The following is a 19,152-nucleotide window of genomic DNA, read 5'->3' as shown; positions in this document are numbered from 1 at the left end:
GTCGGCTGCCCACTAACCGATTGGTCGGGTAACTCGTTTGTCTTGCGTTCTTCTCTCGCACTGCCCGGAGCATCTGTGCCATGAGTTCTGCCTCGCTAATAAAGACCCCACCCGAGAAGGTGACGGTCAACGGTTGGGTGTTCTACACCTCTACCGCGTTGATTCTGTTGTTGACCGCCATTCTGATCATCGCCCCGCAAGAGGCCGGCAGAATGCTGGGTACGGCGCAAGCCTGGTTGTCCCGCAGCTTCGGCTGGTACTACATGGTGGTGATTGCCGCCTACCTGATTTTTGTCGTCGGCCTGGCTTTTTCGTCTTACGGCAAACTCAAGCTCGGCAGCAAGGACGATACCCCGGACTTCAGCTACGGCGCCTGGGCGGGGATGCTGTTCTCGTCGGGTATCGGCATCTCGTTGCTGTACTTCGGCGCGTCGGAGCCGCTGGATCACTACTTCAACCCGCCGGAAGGCGTGGCCGGCAGCAACCTTGCCGCCCGTCAGGCCGTGCAGCTGACATTCCTGCACTGGGGCCTGCACGGCTGGGCGATTTACGCATTGGTCGGTCTGGCCGTTGCCTACTTTGCCTACCGGCATAACCAGCCGCTGGCGTTGCGTTCGGCGTTGTATCCGCTGGTGGGCGAGCGTTGGGTCAAGGGCGCGGCCGGGCATGCGGTGGACGGCTTCGGCATGTTCGTGACCCTGCTGGGGCTGGTGACGAACCTGGGGATTGGTTCGCTGCAAGTGTCGTCGGGGCTGGAAAACCTGTTCGGCATGGAACACAGCAACACCAACCTGCTGATCGTGATCATCGTGATGAGCACCGTGGCGACCATTGCCGCTGTGTCGGGCGTGGAAAACGGCATCCGTCGCCTGTCCAACCTCAACATCGTTCTGTTCAGTGGCCTGCTGATTTTCGTCCTGTTGTTCGGCCCGACCCTGCACCTGCTCAACGGCTTCGTACAGAACGTCGGTGACTACCTGAACGGCGTGGTGCTGAAGACTTTCGACCTCTATGTGTACGAAGGCGACAGTGAGAAGTCCGACCGCTGGCTGGGCCTGTGGACCCTGTTCTACTGGGCCTGGTGGATTTCCTGGGCGCCATTCGTGGGCATGTTCATCGCGCGTATTTCCCGTGGTCGTACCGTGCGCGAACTGGTCGCCGGCGTGCTGCTGATTCCGCTGGGCTTCACCCTGGCGTGGTTGTCGATCTTCGGTAACTCGGCCCTGGACCTGGTGATGAACCACGGGGCGGTAGAACTCGGGAAGACGGCGCTGGAACAGCCGTCCATGGCGATCTACCAGTTGCTGGAGCATTACCCGGCGTCGAAGGTGGTGATCGGCGTGTCGATCTTCGTTGGTTTCGTGCTGTTCCTGACCCCGGCGGACTCCGGTGCGGTGATGATGGCCAACCTGTCCTGCAAGGGTGGCACCGTCGATGAAGACGCTCCGCACTGGTTGCGGATCTTCTGGTCGGCGGTGATCACCCTGGTGACCATCGGCCTGCTGTTCGCCGGCAACTTCGAAGCCATGCAAACCATGGTGGTGCTGGCCGGTCTGCCGTTCTCGGTGGTGCTGGTGTTCTTCATGTTCGGCTTGCACAAGGCCATGCGCCAGGACGTGCAGATCGAACAGGAGCAAGCGGAACTGGCGGCACGCGGTCGCCGTGGTTTCAGCGAGCGCTTGACCCAGCTGGACCTGCAACCGAGCCAGTCGGTGGTGCAGCGTTTCATGGACAAGCACGTCAGCCCGGCACTGGAAGATGCCGCCGTGCAAATGCGTGCTCAAGGTCTGCAAGTGCAGACGCTGCTGGGCAAGTCCAAGCGCTGCATGGGCCTGCGCACCGAGATGGAAGAGGGTAACCCGTTTGTCTACGAAGTGAGTCTGGACGGTTACCTGGCCACGCCAACCGAATCGGCTCAGTCCGATGAGGCACGTCAGCGTTACTACCGTGCCGAGGTGTATCTGCACAACGGCAGCCAGGACTACGACTTGATGGGCTTCACTCAGGATCAGATCACCCGTGACGTGCTCGATCAGTTTGAAAGCCATCGGCAGCTCCTTGGCCGGGTTTATAGCTAAGAAGTGAGTGGCGCGGTGTATCAGTTGCACCGCGTCGCCGCTTGAAAAGATCGCAGCCTTCGGCAGCTCCTACGCCGAATGCATTCCCCTGTAGGAGCTGCCGAAGGTTCGGGCCGCGTTCGGACGATCTTTTGATCTTTCTACAAACAAAAACGCCGCGATTCTCTCGCGGCGTTTTTGTGTCTGTTGCCTTATTTACCCCAGGTTCTTGCCGAGCAGTGCGTGATACAGCTCGCTGTCGCCAAGAATCCCCACCACCTTGTTGTTGTCATGCAGCACCAGCTTGTTGCCGGTCTGATAACGAATCTGCAGCGCATCGCGCATGCCGATGTTCGAGTCCACCAGGGTTGGTCGACGACCCAGGCCTTCAACGGCCTGACCCGGTACCCAGTTCTGCAAGTCCAGCGCAGACCCGTTCTGGCGAGCGCCCTTGATGGTGTTGCCTTCGGCCAGGTCCAGCCACGAATCGCCGCCCGGATCCAGGCACACCGAACCGTTGATGCGTTTGCAGTTGTCCAGGGTGCGCATCAGGCTGCGACCGCACAGTACGTTCAGCGGGTTGGTGTGAGCCACGAAGGTCCGCACGTAGTCGTCCGCCGGGTTGAGGACGATTTCTTCCGGCTTGCTGTACTGGATGATCCGGCCGTCCTTCATGATCGCGATACGGCTGCCGAGTTTCAGCGCTTCATCAAGGTCGTGACTCACGAAGACGATGGTCTTGTGCAGCTTGCGTTGCAGTTCCAGCAGTTCGTCTTGCAGGCCCTGGCGGATCAGCGGGTCGAGTGCCGAGAACGGTTCGTCCATCAGCAGAATGTCGGCGTCCATCGCCAGTGCGCGGGCCAGGCCCACGCGTTGTTGCATACCACCGGACAGCTCGTTGGGTTTCTTGTTGCGCCACTGGGTCAGGCCCACCAGCTCAAGCTTGTCGTCCACCAGTTTGCGGCGTTCTTTCTCGGGGCGACCCTGCATTTCCAGGCCAAAGCTGATGTTTTCGCGAACGGTCAACCAGGGCATCAGGGCGAACTTCTGGAACACCATCGCAATGCGCTTGGTGCGCATCATTTTCAGTTCTGCCGGCGTGCACGAGGCAATGTCGATCTGCTTGCCTTCGTGCTCGACGAACAGCTTGCCGCGGCTGACGGTGTTGAGGCCGTTGATGCAGCGCAACAGGCTGGACTTGCCGGAGCCGGACAGACCCATCAGTACGCAGATTTCACCTTTTTCGATATCCAGGCTGGCCTTTTCAACGCCGACAATCTGCCCGGTCTTTTTCAGGATCTCGTTGCGGGTCATGCCTTGATCCAGCAGCTTGAGTGCCTCGCGTGGATCCTTGGAGAAGATAACGTCAACGTTATCGAAGCGAATTATGCTCATGCGTCACCCCCTACTTTGGCGTCGGGTTGTTTGCAGATACGGTCGAGCATGATCGCCAGCAGTACGATCGCCAGGCCTGCTTCGAAGCCCAGGGCGATATCAGCAGTGTTCAGTGCGTTGACCACCGGTTTGCCCAGGCCATCGGCGCCCACCAGTGCTGCGATCACCACCATCGACAACGACAGCATGATGCACTGGGTGATACCGGCCGCGATGCTTGGCATGGCGTGGGGCAGTTCGATCCGCGAGAGCAGCTGACGTCGCGAGCAGCCAAAGGCCTTGCCGGCGTCCATCAATTCTTCCGGAACATCGCGGATACCCAGGTAGGTCAGGCGGATGGGCGCGGCAATCGCGAACACCACCGTGGAGATCAGGCCCGGGACCACACCCAGCCCGAAGAGGGTGAGGGTAGGAATGAGATACACGAAGGTCGGTACGGTCTGCATCAGATCGAGTACCGGACGCATTAAAGTATAGAACATCGGCTTGTGCGCGGCGACGATGCCCAGCGGCACGCCGATGACCACGCAGACCAGGGTGGCGAACAGCACCTGGGCGAGGGTTTCCATGGTCTCCTGCCAGTACCCCAGATTGAGGATCAGCAGAAAGGAGGCAACGACAAACGCGGTCAGACCCCATTTGCGTTGAATGTAGTGTGCCAGTAGTGCGATTAGGCCGATCAGTGCCAGCGGGTTGAACCAGGTCAGCGCAAACGTCACGCCGTGGATCATCGTTTCCAGTGTCACGGCGATTGCGTCGAAGGTGCTGGCGCCGTGTTGCGTCAACCATTCAACGAAGCGCGCGATGTACTGGCCTAGGGGTATTTTCTGATCAATCAGCATGGTAGTGAACGTCCGCATGCAAGGAAATAAACAGCCCGGGCAGGCGAACCTGCCCGGCATAAGCGATTACTGCAGTTTGGCTTTCACGGCCTCCAGGCCAGGTTTACCGTCAATGGTGGTCACGCCAGCGAGCCAGGTATCGAGCACCTGTGGATTCTTTTTCAGCCAGGCCTTGGCGGCCGCGTCAGGCTTCATCTTGTCGTCCAGGATGTTGCCCATCAGTTCACTTTCCATGTCGACGGTGAACTCCAGGTTCTTCAGCAACTGACCAACGTTGCCGCACTCCTGCGCGTAACCCTTGCGGGTGTTGGTCGCCACGGTGGCGGCACCGAAGTCCGGGCCGAAGAAGTCATCACCACCGGTCAGGTATTGAATCTTGAAGCGCTTGTTCATCGGGTGCGGCGCCCAGCCCAGGAACACCACGGCGGTGTCGCGTTTCTGCGCGCGGTCGACCTGCGACAGCATGCCGGCTTCGGAGGATTCGACGACTTTGAAACCGGCGGCCTTCAGGCCGAAGGCATCTTTGTCGATCATGCTCTGGATCAGACGATTGCCGTCGTTGCCAGGCTCGATGCCGTAGATCTTGCCATCGAGCTCTTTCTTGAACTTGGCAATATCGGCGAAGTCATGCAGGCCCTTGTCGTACAGCGCCTGAGGGACGGCGAGGGTGTACTTGGCGCCCTTGAGGTTGGTGCGCAAGGTTTCCACGGTGCCGGCATCGCGGTAGGCCTTGATGTCGTTTTCCATGGTCGGCATCCAGTTGCCCAGGAACACGTCCATGTTCTTGCCGTCGGCCAGGGACTTGTAGGTCACGGGTACGGAAATCATGGTGGTCTTGGTCTTGTAGCCGAGGGCGTTGAGCACAACGCTGGTGGTCGCGGTAGTTGCGGTGATGTCGGTCCAGCCGACATCGGAGAAGTTTACGGTACTGCATTGTGCCGGTTCTGCGGCTTGCGCCAGAACCGGCAGACTAAGCATGGCGGCCAACAACAACGACGGGGAACCTTTCATGGATGGACTCCTTGGTGTTTTTTTTGGCAGTGTTCCGACTGGACCACCGCACTTATAGGTTGCGGTTGGATGGCGTTCTGGAGACAGCTCTACCACGTCGCCTTGCAATCGAGTCGATATGATCATGTACCAGTGAAAATCTGACGCCTACAGGGTGCGTCGTATCCAGTACAGGGATGGTCGCATCCAGTGTCGGTGACGTCGTTTACAGATTTTTTCAGCCCGATTTTCCCCTCTGAACCGCAAAAAAACGGCGAAAACACAGCGTAAAAGACACGCGGCGCTGGTGGGCATGAGTGCGTCGGTTAGAGACGTCGAACAACTGGATAAAAGCTTGATGATGCGGTCATCCCGGCGGATTGCAGCTTGAGCGTAGCAGCTCCGTCACCGTGCGCTTTCGCGTGCGCAGTGGGCCTATCCAGGAGTTCGGCAGTAATGGCTATCAGTGTTTTCGACCTGTTCAAAATCGGCATCGGCCCTTCCAGTTCACACACCGTAGGGCCCATGCGGGCGGCGGCGTTGTTTGTGCAGGGCTTGCGCGAGCGCGGGCTGCTTGAGCAGGTGCGACGTGTTGAAGTCCAGCTGTTCGGCTCGTTGTCGGCCACCGGTATCGGCCACGGCAGTGACAACGCGGTGATCATGGGCCTGATGGGCGAGTGGCCGGATGCGATCGATCCGTCGCAAATCGGCATACGTATTCAGGCCCTTCGCGAGACCGATACGCTGCTGCTCGACAGTCGCTTGCCGGTGCCCTTCATCTGGGCCCGGGACATGCGCCTGATCGACGAGAACCTGCCATTCCACCCCAACGCCATGACCCTTATTGTCGAGGGCGTTGACGGCGAGTTGCATCGCGACACCTACTATTCGGTCGGCGGCGGTTTTGTCGTCGATGAGGCACAGGCCTCCAGCGGTGTCGTCGACCTCGACCGCACCGTGTTGCCATATGACTTTTCCAGCGCTGCCGAGCTGCTGGAACTGTGTAAAAAACATAACCTGCGCGTGGCTGAATTAATGATGGCTAACGAGAGGGTGTGGCGCAGCGAGGACGAAATCCGCAGCGGCCTGATGAAGCTCTGGCGCGCCATGCAGGATTGCGTTGAACAGGGCCTCAAACACGAAGGCATCCTGCCCGGCGGCCTGAACGTGCGCCGTCGTGCGGCCAAGCTGCACCGTAGCCTGCAGGAACTGAACAAACCTAACGTGATCGGCTCGACCTTGAGCGCTATGGAGTGGGTCAACCTGTTCGCCCTGGCGGTCAACGAAGAAAACGCCGCCGGCGGGCGCATGGTCACGGCGCCGACCAACGGCGCGGCAGGGATCATTCCGGCGGTGTTGCACTACTTCATGAAATTCAGCGAGGCGGTGACCGACGCCAATGTCGTCGACTATTTCCTCGGTGCGGCGGCGGTGGGAATCCTGTGCAAGAAGAACGCCTCGATCTCCGGTGCCGAAGTCGGCTGCCAGGGCGAAGTCGGTTCGGCCTGCGCCATGGCGGCGGCCGGGCTGGCGGAAATTCTTGGCGCCACACCAGAGCAACTGTGCAACGCGGCGGAGATCGGTCTGGAGCACAACCTCGGCTTGACCTGCGACCCGGTCGGCGGATTGGTCCAGGTGCCGTGCATCGAGCGCAATGCAATTGCGGCGGTCAAGGCAATCAATGCGGCGCAAATGGCTTTGCGCGGTGATGGTCAGCACTTTATCTCGCTGGACCGGGTGATCCGCACCATGCGCGATACCGGTGCCGACATGCATGACAAATACAAAGAGACATCGCGGGGTGGCTTGGCGGTGAGTGCGGTGGAGTGCTGACACACAGGTCCCTGTAGGAGCTGGCTTGCCAGCGAAAGCAGTGGTTTTACCGCTGAAGATGTGTCGGATGTATTGGCCTCTTCGCTGGCAAGCCAGCTCCTACGCACTGCCAGACCAGTCAAAACTGCGCGCTAAGTGAACACCCGCTCGAAAACGCGCCACCTTTTGGCGCGTCGCTCACAGATAAATCGACTTGCCACTGATCGAGGGCCAACCGGCCTTCGACCGCCCGTCACCCGTGCCTGCGGTGACACTCCTTTCCATCGCGGCGCAACGCCGTTCCCACAAGTGCTACCGAATTGCTCACAGCTTGTGGGCCGGGGCGCTTGCCAGTCCTGATGGCCATTTAAATCCCCCTGCCTTGCAAGACATATATAGACACATTCCGACGTCGTTTTTAGGAGTTATTGAACGCGCATTCAAATTTAGGCATGGCAATTGCTCTGTCATTACAAAGCCCGTCTCCCACGCGAGAACGATGGCAATAAAAAGAGCCTCCGCCTGAGGCCATCACCCGCTTTGTGTGAGGAGATACCGCGATGACGACGTTCAACTCCGGGGCCCAACCCCAGAACCGTGCGCCTCAATCCATCGGCTTTCTGCTGCTGGACAATTTCACGCTGATTTCTCTGGCCTCCGCAGTGGAACCCCTGCGCATGGCCAACCAGTTGTCCGGTCGCGAGCTGTATCGCTGGACCACCCTCACCGTCGATGGCGGCCAGGTCTGGGCCAGTGACGGCCTGCAGATCACCCCCGACGCCTCCATGCACAAAGCCCCGCCAATGGACACCGTCATCGTGTGCGGCGGTATCGGCATCCAGCGCACTGTTACCCGTGAACACGTGTCATGGCTGCAAAGCCAGGCCCGCCAGTCCCGCCGCCTCGGCGCGGTGTGCACCGGCAGCTGGGCTCTGGCCTGCGCCGGCCTGCTCGACGGTTTTGATTGCAGTGTGCACTGGGAGTGCCTGGCAGCGATGCAGGAAGCCTTCCCGCGAGTAGCGATGAGCACCCGCTTGTTCACCCTCGACCGTAACCGTTTCACCAGCTCCGGCGGTACCGCGCCGCTGGACATGATGCTGCACTTGATCAGCCGCGATCACGGTCGTGAGCTGTCGGCGGCCATTTCGGAAATGTTCGTCTACGAGCGCATCCGCAACGAGCAGGATCACCAGCGTGTGCCGCTCAAGCACATGCTCGGCACCAACCAGCCGAAGTTGCAGGAAATCGTCGCGTTGATGGAAGCCAACCTCGAAGAGCCGATCGACCTGGACGAACTGGCGGTGTATGTCGCGGTGTCCCGTCGTCAGCTCGAGCGGTTGTTCCAGAAATACCTGCACTGCTCGCCTTCGCGTTACTACCTGAAACTGCGCTTGATCCGCGCGCGCCAGCTGCTCAAGCAAACGCCGATGTCGATCATCGAAGTGGCGTCGGTCTGTGGCTTCGTGTCCACCCCGCACTTCTCCAAGTGCTACCGCGAATACTTCGGCATTCCGCCGCGTGACGAGCGCGTAGGGTCCAACACCACCCAGCAAGTGGCGATGATGCCTTTGCCGCAAGCGCTGGTGCTGTCGCCGTTGTCCGGGCCGTTGTCGGCGCTGAGCCAAGCGCGTAATGAGTCGACGTTTGCCAGTGTAAGGCTCTAGACCGGGTCGACTTCATTCGCGAGCAAGCCCGCTCCCACATTTGATCTGTGTTGTTCACAGAACCAATGTGGGAGCGGCGGTGCGGCGATCCGACTTGCTCGCGAAGGCTTTTTATCGGCCTGTGTGACTCTGCTGATACTCCGCCAACGCCGGCAACAACTGCTTGTCGATCGCCTGGCGCACCGCCGGCAGGATGGTCGCGCTGCTGGTGTACATCTGCTTGACCATGGTCCGCAGCGTCATCGCCCGCACATCGTTCAACCCCCTTACCGCACACTCACAGGCTTGCTCGGCGGTGGCGCCGGTGGGCACTTCGAATCCCAATGACTTGAGTTGGCCCAACAGGTCTTCCTGGTCTATCAAATCGGCGTGCATCATGACGCAATCCTTCTTCAGGGAACGGTGTCGTGGTTCGATTCTGGTAGGGGTGCCGGGTGTCGGCAAGGGCGAATTGTCGCAATGGCTCAATTGGTTATGAACATGTCGTTTTCGGCTAACCTGGCCCGCCGGGGAGTGGGCACACTGGACTCAGCTCGCTTCACGAAGGTTTGGTCACCCTCGCACGGCAGCTCCTCAACAGTACCCTCTGCCTCGATCCTGTCACGGCTTGATCGGGGTTTTTTTTGCCTGTGATTCAGTGGGTTTTGTGTGGATTGATATACCGCCTTCGCGAGCAAGCCCGCTCCCACATTCGATCGCATTCCTCTAGAGGAACTCGGTCAACTGTGTGAGCGGGCTTGCTCCGGGCGGCGTTCCGACGAAGAACGATGACGCGGTCTAGCGCTGTAACACCAGAATCCGCGACAACAACTCATCCCGGTCCACATAGCAGCCCTGGAAATGCCGGGCGCCGGTGGCGGGGTCGAAGGCGTTGCGGGCATGCAGGGTGCGGCGGTTGTCGAAGCACCACAGTTCACCGGGATTGAGCCGCTGCATCAACCTGAACCGAGGCTCGCGGGTCATCGCGATAAAGCGTCGGTAGGCCTGATACAGCTTGGGCATCTGTTCTACCGAGGCATCGAACGGCCCGCGCAGAAAGTTCGCCATGCGGATTTCCGACACCTGCCCCAACGCATCCAGAGCAATGATCGGCGCGAGGCAGCGGTAGTCGCTGTGACGGTCCTTGTTGCGAAACTCCACGGGGATTTCGCAGAGGCTTTTGAAAGCCTCCGGATCTTCCCGGCGCAACGCGTCGGCAATGGCAAAACCGTCGACGAAAATGCTCTCGCCACCCTCGGCGTCATTGACCAGGCAATGCAGGAATTGCAGTCCCGGTTGCAACTCCCGGGTCGGCAAGTCGCTGTGCAGCGGCAGGTTGAAGGCGGTGTAGGCGTTGCTGTCGGCGTCGGCCTTGGATTGCACGTTGAACAGCACGCCGAAATTGCTCTCGCGGATGAAGGAAATCCGTTGGGCGATCAGCTTCAACGAGCCGGGCTCTGTGGGCACGCCACGGACTTGGGTCAACCCGACATCGCGCACCGCCAGCAACCATTGCAACAACGCTTTCGAGTCATTCATCAGCGCCTGGTATTCGAACACTGGCAACTGCAAGTCGCTGTGCCAAAGCCTGGCTTTTGGCTTGTGTGCCTGGCGTTCCGCGCGGGATTCGTCGTCATAGGCATGGGCGCGCAGCCAGCCAGGGTCGAAGCGGCTTGAGTGGCCGTCCTGCCAATCAATCGACAAACAGCCATCGCCGTCGATACTGGCGTTATCGGGCATCAGATCTTGAGCCACATCGACGATTTCCAGCACTTGCTCGCGGGTCACGGTGTAGACGCACTGCGGGCATGGGCAGTTATCCCGCAGCCATTGATGGTGGAAAGGGCTGACGCGATTGTCGGCCCACTTCACCAGAACACGGTCCGCCTGGGTCTGCACGCCAGTCAGCGCGCTGATCAACGGATAGGTACGAAAGTCGGCAAATGCTGCGGCGGTGTTCATGGCGATCTCCTTGTTATTTTTTTGGGGGTAATGCGATCACTCGGCCAATGTAGTCGGGTGCTGGCAGGTCTGCCTGTTCGGCGACGATGGCTTGCAACCGGCTCAAGGACAGTTCGCTGAACGGTGCCGAACGCGGCCCGGCGAGATCCACGTGCAGCAGCATCTGTTCGTTGCCAGCAAGTTCCTGGGCATCACCGACCAGATGCAGGCTGTGATAGAGGTGCACGCGCTTGCTGTCGTGGGCGATGATTTGGGTGTGCACTTCGACTTGGGCGTCGAGTTTCACTTCGTGCAGGTAATTGAGGTGCAGTTCGAGGGTGAACAGTGAGTTGCCACTGGCTTCCCGGCTGTTGCTGTCCAGGCCCAGGCGATCCATCAGGGCGTCGGTGGCGTAGCTGAAAATCAGCAGGTAGAAGGCGTCGCGCAGGTGGCCGTTGTAGTCGACCCAGTCGGGGATGATGGTGGTTTGGTAGGTGGTGAGGGTGGGCATGATGACTAATCCAAGAAATTAGGTGACTGGACTGCCGCTTTCGCGAGCAAGCCCGCTCCCACAGGGGGAATGCATTCCAATGTGGGAGCGGGCTTGCTCGCGAAGAGGCCAGTGCTGCTGGCCCCAAGCCTGGGGGTTACTCGGCGAAAGCCATCCCATGCTTCTCTTTGGTGGTCTTCACCGCCTCCAGCACTGCCAGCAGGCAGTCATCACGATAGCGCTCCAGTGCTGAAATGCTGTGTTTGCCCAGTTGATCGCTGGTGCCATCGACCACGTCGTCGATCAGCTTGTCGGTCAGCTCCGGCGCCGGCAGGTAGGTCCACGGCAATTGCAACGCCGGGCCGAACTGCGCCATGAAGTGGCGCATACCGGCATCGCCGCCGGCCAGGGTGTAGGTCAGGAACGTGCCCATGAACGACCAGCGCAAGCCCGCGCCGAAGCGGATTGCATCGTCTATTTCGCCGGTGGTCGCCACGCCGTCGTTGACCAGGTGCAGCGCCTCACGCCACAGCGCTTCGAGCAGGCGGTCGGCGATGAAACCCGGTACTTCCTTGCGCACATGCAGCGGGCGCATCCCCAGGGATTCATAGACCTTCATGGCCGCTTGCACCGCTTCAGGGGCGGTGTTTTTGCCGCCGACCACTTCCACCAACGGCAGCAGGTAAACCGGGTTGAACGGGTGACCGACCACGCAACGCTCAGGGTGCGTGGCACTCTCGTAGAACTCGCTCGGCAGCAGGCCGGAGGTGCTGGAACCGATCAAGGCATTGGGCTTGGCTGCGGCGCTGATTTTGCTGTGCAGGTCCAGTTTCAGCTCCAGTCGCTCCGGGGCGCTTTCCTGGATGAAATCGGCATCGCGCACGCACTCTTCGATGGTCGCGACAAAGCGCAGTCGATCTTGCGATGCACCCGGCGCCAGGCCTTGTTTCTCCAGCGCGCCCCAGGCATTGGCGACGCGTTTGCGCAAGGCGGCTTCAGCGCCGGGGGCCGGGTCCCAGGCCACTACATCCAGACCATGGGCGAGGGCGCGGGACACCCAACCGCTGCCGATGACACCGCTGCCTAACGCTGCGAAGGTTTTGATTTCGGTGATGAAGGTCATGGTGGTTTCCTAAAGAGTTCGGTGATCCCTTGTGGGAGCGGGCTTGCTCGCGAAAGCGGTGGTTCTACCGCTGAAGATGTGCCGGATGTACCGGCCTCTTCGCGAGCAAGCCCGCTCCCACAGGGGTATGCGTAGGTTTGATTAGCCGCGCTTGGTCAGGCCCATTTTTGCCCGGCCTTCAGCCGGGGTCAGGACGCGGGCACCGAGGCGGCTGAGGATTTCGCCTGCGCGCTCGACCAGTTGGCCGTTGGTCGCCAGCACGCCCTTGTCCAGCCACAGGTTGTCTTCCAGCCCGACCCGTACGTTGCCGCCGAGCAACACCGCTTGCGCCGCCATCGGCATCTGCATCCGACCGATACCGAAGCCGGCCCAGACCGCGTCGGCCGGCAGGTTGTCGACCATGGCTTTCATGGTGGTGGTGTCCGCCGGCGCGCCCCACGGGATACCCAGGCACAGCTGGAACAGCGGGTTGTCGAGCAGGCCTTCCTTGATCATCTGCTTGGCGAACCACAGGTGGCCGGTGTCGAAGATTTCCAGCTCGGCTTTCACGCCCAGCTCTTGAATGCGTTTGGCACCGGCACGCAGCTGGGCCGGGGTGGACACGTAAATGGTGTCGCCGTCGCCGAAGTTCAGAGTGCCGCAATCAAGGGTGCAGATTTCCGGCAGCAGTTCTTCGACGTGGGCCAGGCGGGTCAACGGGCCGACCAGGTCGGTATTCGGGCCGAATTCCATCGGATTCTCGCCGGCACCGATCTCCAGGTCGCCACCCATGCCGGCGGTGAGGTTGACGATGATGTCCACGTCCGCCTCGCGGATGCGCTCCATCACTTCGCGGTACAGCGCCACGTCACGGCTGAACTTGCCGGTTTGCGGGTCGCGCACATGGCAGTGAACCACGGTGGCGCCGGCCTTGGCGGCTTCCACGGCGGCAGCGGCGATTTGTTTCGGGGTGACCGGCACGTGTGGGCTCTTGGCGGTCGTGTCGCCAGCACCGGTGAGTGCGCAGGTGATGATGACGTCGTGGTTCATTTGGCGGTTCCTTACAGGCGAGTTTTGGCTTTGGCCAGGCGTGGTGGTGCCGTTCGCAGCCCGTTGGGGCTGCGAGACGGTGGTTCGTTCGGGTTTATTTACTGGTCAGTTTCAGGTTTTCAGCGGCCGGTTTGCCATCGAAGGTGGTGACGCCTTCAAGCCAGCGTTTTTTGTCCTGCGGGTGATCCTTGAGCCATTGCTTGGCCGACTCGAAAGCGTCCTTGTGATCCAGCAGCGGCTGCATCATCCGGCTCTCGTCTTCGGCGGTGAAGGTCAGGTTGGTCAGCAATCGGCCGATGTTCGGGCATTGCTCGGCGTATGTCGGCGCGGTGACGGTCCATACCGTGGCCTTGCCTTCGTCCGGCCCAAGGGCGTTTTCACTGCCGGTGAGGTAGGTCATTTTCACGTTGACGTTCATCGGGTGCGGCGCCCAGCCGAAGAACACCACGGCTTCGTTGCGACGTACGGCGCGATCCACGGCGGCGAGCATGCCGGCTTCGCTGGATTCGACCAGCTGGAACTTGCCGAGGCCAAACTGGTTCTTGGAGATCATCGCCTTGATTTGGGTGTTGGCGCCCGAGCCAGGCTCGATGCCGTAGATCTTGCCGCCCAGTTCCTTTTCGAATTTGGCGATGTCAGCGAAGGTTTTCAGGCCCTTGTCGGCGAGGTAGGTCGGCACGGCGAGGGTCGCGCGGGCGTCCTGCAGGCTTGGCGCTTCAAGCACCTTGACCTGTTTGGCGTCGACGAACGGGGTGATGGTCTGGGTCATCAGCGGGTTCCAGTAGCCGAGGAACAGGTCCAGACGCTGGTCGCGGATCCCGGCGAAGATGATTTGCTGGGAGGCGCTGGTTTGTTTGGTGCTGTAGCCGAGGCCATCGAGCAATACCTGGGTCATGGCACTGGTGGCGATCACGTCGGTCCAGTTCACTACACCCATGCGCACGTTCTGGCACGCGGCGGGTTCGGCGGCCATGACACTGGCGCTCAGCAAAGCGGTACCACTGAGTGCAAGAACACAGCTGCTGATCAGTCGTTTCATCTCAGGTTCCTCGGCAGTTCGTTTATTGTGAGTTCCGGTGTCTGATGCGCCGGTGATGCCAAGTTACGCAGCAAAGCACCGATGAAAGCGCACTGCGGCGACCAGCTCTTGCACTGCAGCGACCTGTGCTCTTGAATGCCGCTCGCAAGTGGCGTATCAACTTCCCTACGCTGCCCGCCCTCTCGTTACCTGGCCTCTTGTTACCTGCTAAGCGAGTGCGCTCCATGTCCCAGGATTTCTACTTCTTGTTGATGCCGGGTTTCTCGGCCATCGGATTTATCTCGGCCATCGAGCCGTTGCGGGTTGCCAATCGCTTTCGCGGCGAGTTGTATCGCTGGCATGTACTGAGCGCCGATGGCGGGGCGGTGCTGGCGAGCAACGGCATGTCGGTCAACGCCGATGCGGCGCTGGAGCCGCTGAAGAAAGGCGCGACACTGCTGGTGGTCGCTGGTTTCGAACCCTTGAAGTTCGCCACCCCGGCGCTGGAACACTGGCTGCGTCGCCTGGACAACGAAGGCGTGACCCTCGGCGCCATCGACACCGGCAGCTTCATCCTCGCCGAAGCCGGCCTGCTCGATGGCCATCGCCTGACCCTGCACTGGGAAGCCATCGACGCCTTCAAGGAATCTTATCCACAGCTCAGCGTCACCCAGGAGCTGTTCGAGATCGACCGTCGGCGCATCACCTCCGCTGGCGGCACGGCTTCCATCGATTTGATGCTGGATCTGATCGCCCAGGCCCACGGTCCCGATCTGGCGATCCAGGTCAGCGAACAATTCGTACTCGGCCGTATCCGCCCGCGCAAAGACCACCAGCGCATGGAAGTCGCCACGCGCTACGGCATCAGCAACAAGAAGCTGGTGCACGTGATTGGGGAGATGGAGCAGCACAGCGAACCGCCGCTGAGCACTTTGGAACTGGCGGAATCGATCAAGGTGACGCGGCGACAGTTAGAGCGCCTTTTTCGTTTGCACCTGAACGACACGCCGAGCAATTTCTACTTGCGGTTACGGTTGGAAAAAGCGCGGCAGTTGCTCCGTCAGACCGACATGAGCGTGCTGGAAGTGAGCATTGCCTGCGGGTTTGAATCGCCTTCGTATTTCACCCGTAGTTATCGGGCGAAATATGAGCGGTGTCCGCGAGAGGATCGGCGTACCGCCAAAGCCTGAACAAGCCTGGGGTTCACCCTGTTTTGGCAACAGCAGAGAAACCTGTGGGAGCGAGCCTGCTCGCGATGGCGGTTTGTCAGGCACTTTGATGTTGGCTGGCGCACCGCTATCGTCGGAACGCCGCCCGGAGCAAGCTCGCTCCCACATTAGATCTTTGGTGTCTGGAGGGGCGGGTTACTTCTTCAACAACGCCGAACAAGCCGCCTTGTACGCCTCATGCTGATATTTATTCAGCGTCTCCGGCAGTTCAACTGCGAATTTTTTGCACTGCGCGGTGATGGTCTGTGGTGACAACAGCATCACCTCGCAATTCTCCAGCAACTGGAAAACCCCCTCGATCTTGAACGTCGTCGGCCCGCCAGCGAACTCGCCCTTCTTGCTGCGCTTCTTGATCGCGATGCGGTCGATGGAGTTCTCACGGACAAACGAAGCGACCTGAGCGGCGAACACTTTGACGTTGGCGGCTTCATCGTCATCGTCCAGGGCAATTTTCTTGGTGGCGAGCGCGACATGGCCCAGCGCCTGACCGTCCAGCGTGGCCACGGCGATGATCGCTTCGCTGCCTTTGATTTCGATGCCGCAGACTTTCATGTTCAATCCCATAAGTGACAGAGGGTGTGCAGCTTACAGCTCAAGCTGGCTGGCAGTGATGCCAAATGCCAAAGCGATTTTTTCGCGAGTGGCTTTTCGGGGCTTGGCGACGGTTTCCTGTTGGGCAAAGGCAGGCTGGGTTATGCCCATGCGTTTGGCCACTTCATCCTGGGTAAGGTTCAAGTGTTCGCGCCAGGCGCGGATAGGGGTAGCGCCATCGACGATACGGCTCACCACTTCATGGGGGATCAAGTCGGGCTCGATTTTCTGCGCCACGTATTGTGCATAGGGAATGACCACGAAGGCTGGATTGCCTTCGGCGTCGTTGATGATTTGAATGTCAGTAGGTGCGTTCATCGCGTTTTTTTACCTCTTGAATACTGACCACTTTGATCGCGCCATCCCAATCAAGCATGACCCGATAGTTACCGACACGCAGTCGATAAGCATAGTCATGACCGACCAGTGCTTTGACATTGCCTGTCTCAGGCATGCCAGCGAGCGCCGTGATGGCATCACGAACCTGAATCTGGTGAACGGAATGCAATCTCAAGAGTTGCTTAACGGCCTTTCGAGTCCAGTGAATGCTGTTCATGGAAGAATATAAGTCTTTTATAAGATTTGCGAATCTTTACTTATATTTTTATGGTTGGCCATCAACAACATCTGTCGGCATGTTGCGTGAAAAGTCCGCAGAGCAGCGGCTTTGGACAGAAGCTGTAGGTCAGATCAGAGTGCTTTGTGGGAAAAGGGTTTCTTGGCGATTGAAAGCTGGTGGTAGTGCCAGCTTTCAGTGGGACATTCAGGACTATTCCTGCCCAATCGACTCCAAAAACTCCGACCGCTCGTCACTCATCCGCGCAATGCAATCGTTCTGGGCAATGGTGAACGCCTTGCTGCCACTGGTGGCCGGGAAGGCTTCGACGGCGCAGTCGGCATCCCGGGTCTTCAGCCATTGCTGTTGGGCGGCCTTGAGCTTGGCGGTGATGTCGGCCAGTTGCGACGGGTTTTTGCCGTACTGCGACTGCATGCGCTCGTTCAGGCCCTGGAGGTTTTCCTTGAGCAGGTCTTCGGCGGTGGTTTTGCTGAAGGCCGAGCACTCGAGGGTCTGGACGTCGTTTTCGACTTTGTCGCACGGGTTGTCGTCGGACACCTCGGCTGCGTGTGCGCCGGTCGCAATCAGTGCCAAAGCCAGAAGGATGGATTTCATTCAAGTCGCCGCTCTATTCCATTGATGCGGCGAATTCTGGCCCAAGCCGAAGGCCTTGAACAGGTCGGTGATTGTGCCTGGCGACGACCCTTTGTCGCGGATTGACGCTTTCGGCAATTCCCTTGTCGTTTTTGCACCCGGCTGCTTAGGCACCGAGGCATATGCTGGCCCAAAGCGCCGGCAGACGATTCGGCGCATGAATCGCTAATAAGGGGACAGCCTGATGAGCCCAGCCGAATTGCACGCCGACAGCATCGTTATCGACGGGCTGATTATTGCCAAGTGGAACCGCGAGCTGTTTGAAGACATGCGCAAAGGCGGTCTGACCGCGGCCAACTGCACCGTGTCGGTGTGGGAGGGCTTCCAGGCCACCGTCAACAACATTGCCGCCAGCCAGAAGCTGATCCGCGAGAACAGCGACCTGGTGATTCCGGTGCGCACCACCGCCGATATCCGCAAGGCCAAGGAGCAGGGCAAGACCGGCATTCTCTTTGGCTTCCAGAATGCTCACGCATTTGAAGACCAGATCGGCTACGTCGAGGTGTTCAAGCAGCTCGGCGTCGGTATTGTGCAGATGTGCTACAACACCCAAAACCTGGTCGGTACCGGTTGCTACGAGCGTGATGGCGGCCTGTCGGGTTTCGGTCGTGAAATCGTCGCCGAGATGAACCGGGTCGGCGTAATGTGCGACCTGTCCCACGTCGGCTCGAAAACGTCCGAAGAAGTCATCCTCGAATCGAAGAAGCCGGTCTGCTACTCCCACTGCCTGCCGTCGGGGCTCAAGGAGCACCCGCGCAACAAATCCGATGAAGAGCTGAAGTTCATTGCCGACCACGGCGGTTTCGTCGGGGTGACCATGTTCGCGCCGTTCCTGGCCAAGGGCATCGATTCGACCATCGACGACTATGCCGAAGCGATCGAATACACCATGAACCTGGTTGGCGAAGACGCCATCGGCATCGGCACCGACTTCACCCAGGGCCATGGCCAGGACTTCTTCGAATATCTGACCCACGACAAGGGCTACGCCCGCCGCCTGACCAGCTTCGGCAAGATCATCAACCCGCTGGGCATCCGCACCGTCGGCGAGTTCCCGAACCTGACCGAGACCCTGCTCAAGCGCGGCCACTCCGAGCGCGTGGTGCGCAAGATCATGGGTGAGAACTGGGTGAATGTCCTCAAGGACGTTTGGGGCGAATAAGCCACCGCATCTCTGAATCCTTTCCCGCTGCCGTCCGTGCAGCGGGCAACACAACGAATTTTCTGGAGTTAAGTTTCCATGGCCAAGATCGCCCCGCAATTGCCAATCGAAGTCGACAGCGAAACCGGTGTCTGGACCTCCGACGCCCTGCCGATGCTGTACGTGCCACGCCATTTCTTCGTCAACAACCACATGGGCATCGAGGAAGTGCTGGGCGCTGAAGCCTACGCCGAAATCCTCTACAAGGCCGGCTACAAGTCTGCCTGGCACTGGTGTGAAAAAGAAGCCGAATGCCACGGCCTGGAAGGCGTCGCGGTGTTCGAACACTACATGAAGCGCCTGTCGCAGCGCGGCTGGGGCCTGTTCAAGATCCAGGACATCGACCTCGACAAAGGCACCGCCAGCGTCAAGCTCGAACACTCGGCATTCGTCTACGTGTACGGCAAGGTCGGGCGTAAGGTCGACTACATGTTCACTGGCTGGTTTGCAGGCGCGATGGACCAGATCCTCGCCGCTCGCGGCAGCAAGATCCGTACCGTGGCCGAGCAAGTCTACGGTGGCTCCGAAGAGGGCCACGAAGACGGCTTGTTCATCGTCAAGCCGTTGTAAGTCGAGGAACC

The 19,152-nt window shown here is 59.8% G+C and carries 19 protein-coding genes; 6 read left to right on the top strand and 13 right to left on the bottom strand.

What is annotated here, in order from left to right:
- The first annotated feature begins 137 nt into the window (after nucleotides 1–137).
- Nucleotides 138–2,078, top strand: coding sequence for a BCCT family transporter (locus AC1D19_RS08050; protein ID WP_477760727.1), 1,941 nt, complete (start codon nucleotides 138–140; stop codon nucleotides 2,076–2,078).
- A gap of 195 nt (nucleotides 2,079–2,273) precedes the next feature.
- On the opposite strand, the gene choV is transcribed toward AC1D19_RS08050, so the two are convergent.
- From choV to AC1D19_RS08035, 3 genes are all read right to left on the bottom strand, one after another.
- Nucleotides 2,274–3,452 carry a choline ABC transporter ATP-binding protein gene (choV, locus tag AC1D19_RS08045; protein WP_477760724.1) on the bottom strand — a complete coding sequence of 393 codons (1,179 nt, stop codon included), beginning with the start codon at nucleotides 3,450–3,452 and terminating at the stop codon, nucleotides 2,274–2,276.
- Nucleotides 3,449–4,294, bottom strand: coding sequence for a choline ABC transporter permease subunit (gene choW, locus AC1D19_RS08040; RefSeq protein ID WP_477752446.1), 846 nt, complete (start codon nucleotides 4,292–4,294; stop codon nucleotides 3,449–3,451). Before choW ends, choV begins: the two co-directional genes overlap by 4 nt.
- Nucleotides 4,295–4,360: 66 nt before the next feature.
- Nucleotides 4,361–5,305, bottom strand: a complete 945-nt coding sequence (locus AC1D19_RS08035) for a choline ABC transporter substrate-binding protein (protein ID WP_046039346.1) — start codon at nucleotides 5,303–5,305, stop codon at nucleotides 4,361–4,363.
- 435 nt (nucleotides 5,306–5,740) lie between these two features.
- Between AC1D19_RS08035 and AC1D19_RS08030 the strand changes: the two genes are divergently transcribed.
- Together AC1D19_RS08030 and gbdR are read left to right on the top strand one after the other, a co-directional pair.
- The gene (locus tag AC1D19_RS08030) at nucleotides 5,741–7,117 is read left to right on the top strand and encodes an L-serine ammonia-lyase (protein WP_477760723.1); all 1,377 of its coding nucleotides are present in this window, start codon (nucleotides 5,741–5,743) and stop codon (nucleotides 7,115–7,117) included.
- A 539-nt stretch (nucleotides 7,118–7,656) separates the two neighbouring features.
- The gene (gene gbdR / locus AC1D19_RS08025; protein ID WP_007975492.1) at nucleotides 7,657–8,760 is read left to right on the top strand and encodes a choline metabolism transcriptional regulator GbdR; all 1,104 of its coding nucleotides are present in this window, start codon (nucleotides 7,657–7,659) and stop codon (nucleotides 8,758–8,760) included.
- A 111-nt stretch (nucleotides 8,761–8,871) separates the two neighbouring features.
- On the opposite strand, the gene AC1D19_RS08020 is transcribed toward gbdR, so the two are convergent.
- From AC1D19_RS08020 to AC1D19_RS07995, 6 genes are all read right to left on the bottom strand, one after another.
- Nucleotides 8,872–9,138: a hypothetical protein gene (locus AC1D19_RS08020; RefSeq protein ID WP_007995656.1), complete on the bottom strand. Its 267-nt coding sequence runs from the start codon at nucleotides 9,136–9,138 to the stop codon at nucleotides 8,872–8,874.
- 399 nt (nucleotides 9,139–9,537) lie between these two features.
- On the bottom strand, nucleotides 9,538–10,701 hold the full coding sequence (locus AC1D19_RS08015) for a gamma-butyrobetaine dioxygenase (protein ID WP_477762896.1): 1,164 nt from the start codon (nucleotides 10,699–10,701) through the stop codon (nucleotides 9,538–9,540).
- Nucleotides 10,702–10,714: 13 nt separating this feature from the next.
- Nucleotides 10,715–11,191 (bottom strand): thioesterase family protein, encoded by a 477-nt coding sequence (locus AC1D19_RS08010; protein ID WP_477762895.1) that lies wholly within the window; start codon nucleotides 11,189–11,191, stop codon nucleotides 10,715–10,717.
- A gap of 136 nt (nucleotides 11,192–11,327) precedes the next feature.
- Nucleotides 11,328–12,293, bottom strand: coding sequence for an L-carnitine dehydrogenase (locus tag AC1D19_RS08005; protein ID WP_477762894.1), 966 nt, complete (start codon nucleotides 12,291–12,293; stop codon nucleotides 11,328–11,330).
- A gap of 141 nt (nucleotides 12,294–12,434) precedes the next feature.
- Nucleotides 12,435–13,322, bottom strand: a complete 888-nt coding sequence (gene cdhC / locus AC1D19_RS08000) for a 3-dehydrocarnitine:acetyl-CoA trimethylamine transferase CdhC (protein WP_008048151.1) — start codon at nucleotides 13,320–13,322, stop codon at nucleotides 12,435–12,437.
- A 94-nt stretch (nucleotides 13,323–13,416) separates the two neighbouring features.
- Nucleotides 13,417–14,361: a choline ABC transporter substrate-binding protein gene (locus AC1D19_RS07995; RefSeq protein WP_477762893.1), complete on the bottom strand. Its 945-nt coding sequence runs from the start codon at nucleotides 14,359–14,361 to the stop codon at nucleotides 13,417–13,419.
- A 224-nt stretch (nucleotides 14,362–14,585) separates the two neighbouring features.
- Here AC1D19_RS07995 and AC1D19_RS07990 point away from each other — a divergent pair, with 224 nt between their 5' ends.
- Nucleotides 14,586–15,530 (top strand): GlxA family transcriptional regulator, encoded by a 945-nt coding sequence (locus AC1D19_RS07990; protein ID WP_477762892.1) that lies wholly within the window; start codon nucleotides 14,586–14,588, stop codon nucleotides 15,528–15,530.
- A gap of 174 nt (nucleotides 15,531–15,704) precedes the next feature.
- Here the strand turns inward: AC1D19_RS07990 and AC1D19_RS07985 are convergent, their stop codons facing one another.
- The 4 genes from AC1D19_RS07985 to AC1D19_RS07970 all read right to left on the bottom strand — a co-directional run bounded on the left by AC1D19_RS07985 (nucleotide 15,705) and on the right by AC1D19_RS07970 (nucleotide 17,331).
- Nucleotides 15,705–16,121, bottom strand: a complete 417-nt coding sequence (locus AC1D19_RS07985) for a DUF3010 family protein (RefSeq protein WP_477762891.1) — start codon at nucleotides 16,119–16,121, stop codon at nucleotides 15,705–15,707.
- A 33-nt stretch (nucleotides 16,122–16,154) separates the two neighbouring features.
- Nucleotides 16,155–16,478 carry a helix-turn-helix domain-containing protein gene (locus tag AC1D19_RS07980; RefSeq protein WP_056726566.1) on the bottom strand — a complete coding sequence of 108 codons (324 nt, stop codon included), beginning with the start codon at nucleotides 16,476–16,478 and terminating at the stop codon, nucleotides 16,155–16,157.
- A complete protein-coding gene (locus AC1D19_RS07975) occupies nucleotides 16,462–16,716 on the bottom strand; it encodes a type II toxin-antitoxin system RelE family toxin (protein WP_477762890.1) in 255 nt (84 codons plus the stop codon). Before AC1D19_RS07975 ends, AC1D19_RS07980 begins: the two co-directional genes overlap by 17 nt.
- 213 nt (nucleotides 16,717–16,929) lie before the next feature.
- Nucleotides 16,930–17,331: a lysozyme inhibitor LprI family protein gene (locus tag AC1D19_RS07970; RefSeq protein ID WP_477762889.1), complete on the bottom strand. Its 402-nt coding sequence runs from the start codon at nucleotides 17,329–17,331 to the stop codon at nucleotides 16,930–16,932.
- 223 nt (nucleotides 17,332–17,554) lie between these two features.
- Between AC1D19_RS07970 and AC1D19_RS07965 the strand changes: the two genes are divergently transcribed.
- Together AC1D19_RS07965 and AC1D19_RS07960 are read left to right on the top strand one after the other, a co-directional pair.
- Nucleotides 17,555–18,532, top strand: coding sequence for a dipeptidase (locus AC1D19_RS07965; protein ID WP_108216971.1), 978 nt, complete (start codon nucleotides 17,555–17,557; stop codon nucleotides 18,530–18,532).
- Between the two features lie 78 nt (nucleotides 18,533–18,610).
- Nucleotides 18,611–19,141 carry a DUF5943 domain-containing protein gene (locus AC1D19_RS07960; RefSeq protein ID WP_007975505.1) on the top strand — a complete coding sequence of 177 codons (531 nt, stop codon included), beginning with the start codon at nucleotides 18,611–18,613 and terminating at the stop codon, nucleotides 19,139–19,141.
- The last annotated feature ends 11 nt before the right edge of the window (nucleotides 19,142–19,152 follow it).

Source organism: Pseudomonas sp. P1_C12, from assembly GCF_056406435.1.
Note: the sequence above shows the minus strand (reverse complement) of the source record. Positions and strands in the feature narration are given on the sequence as shown.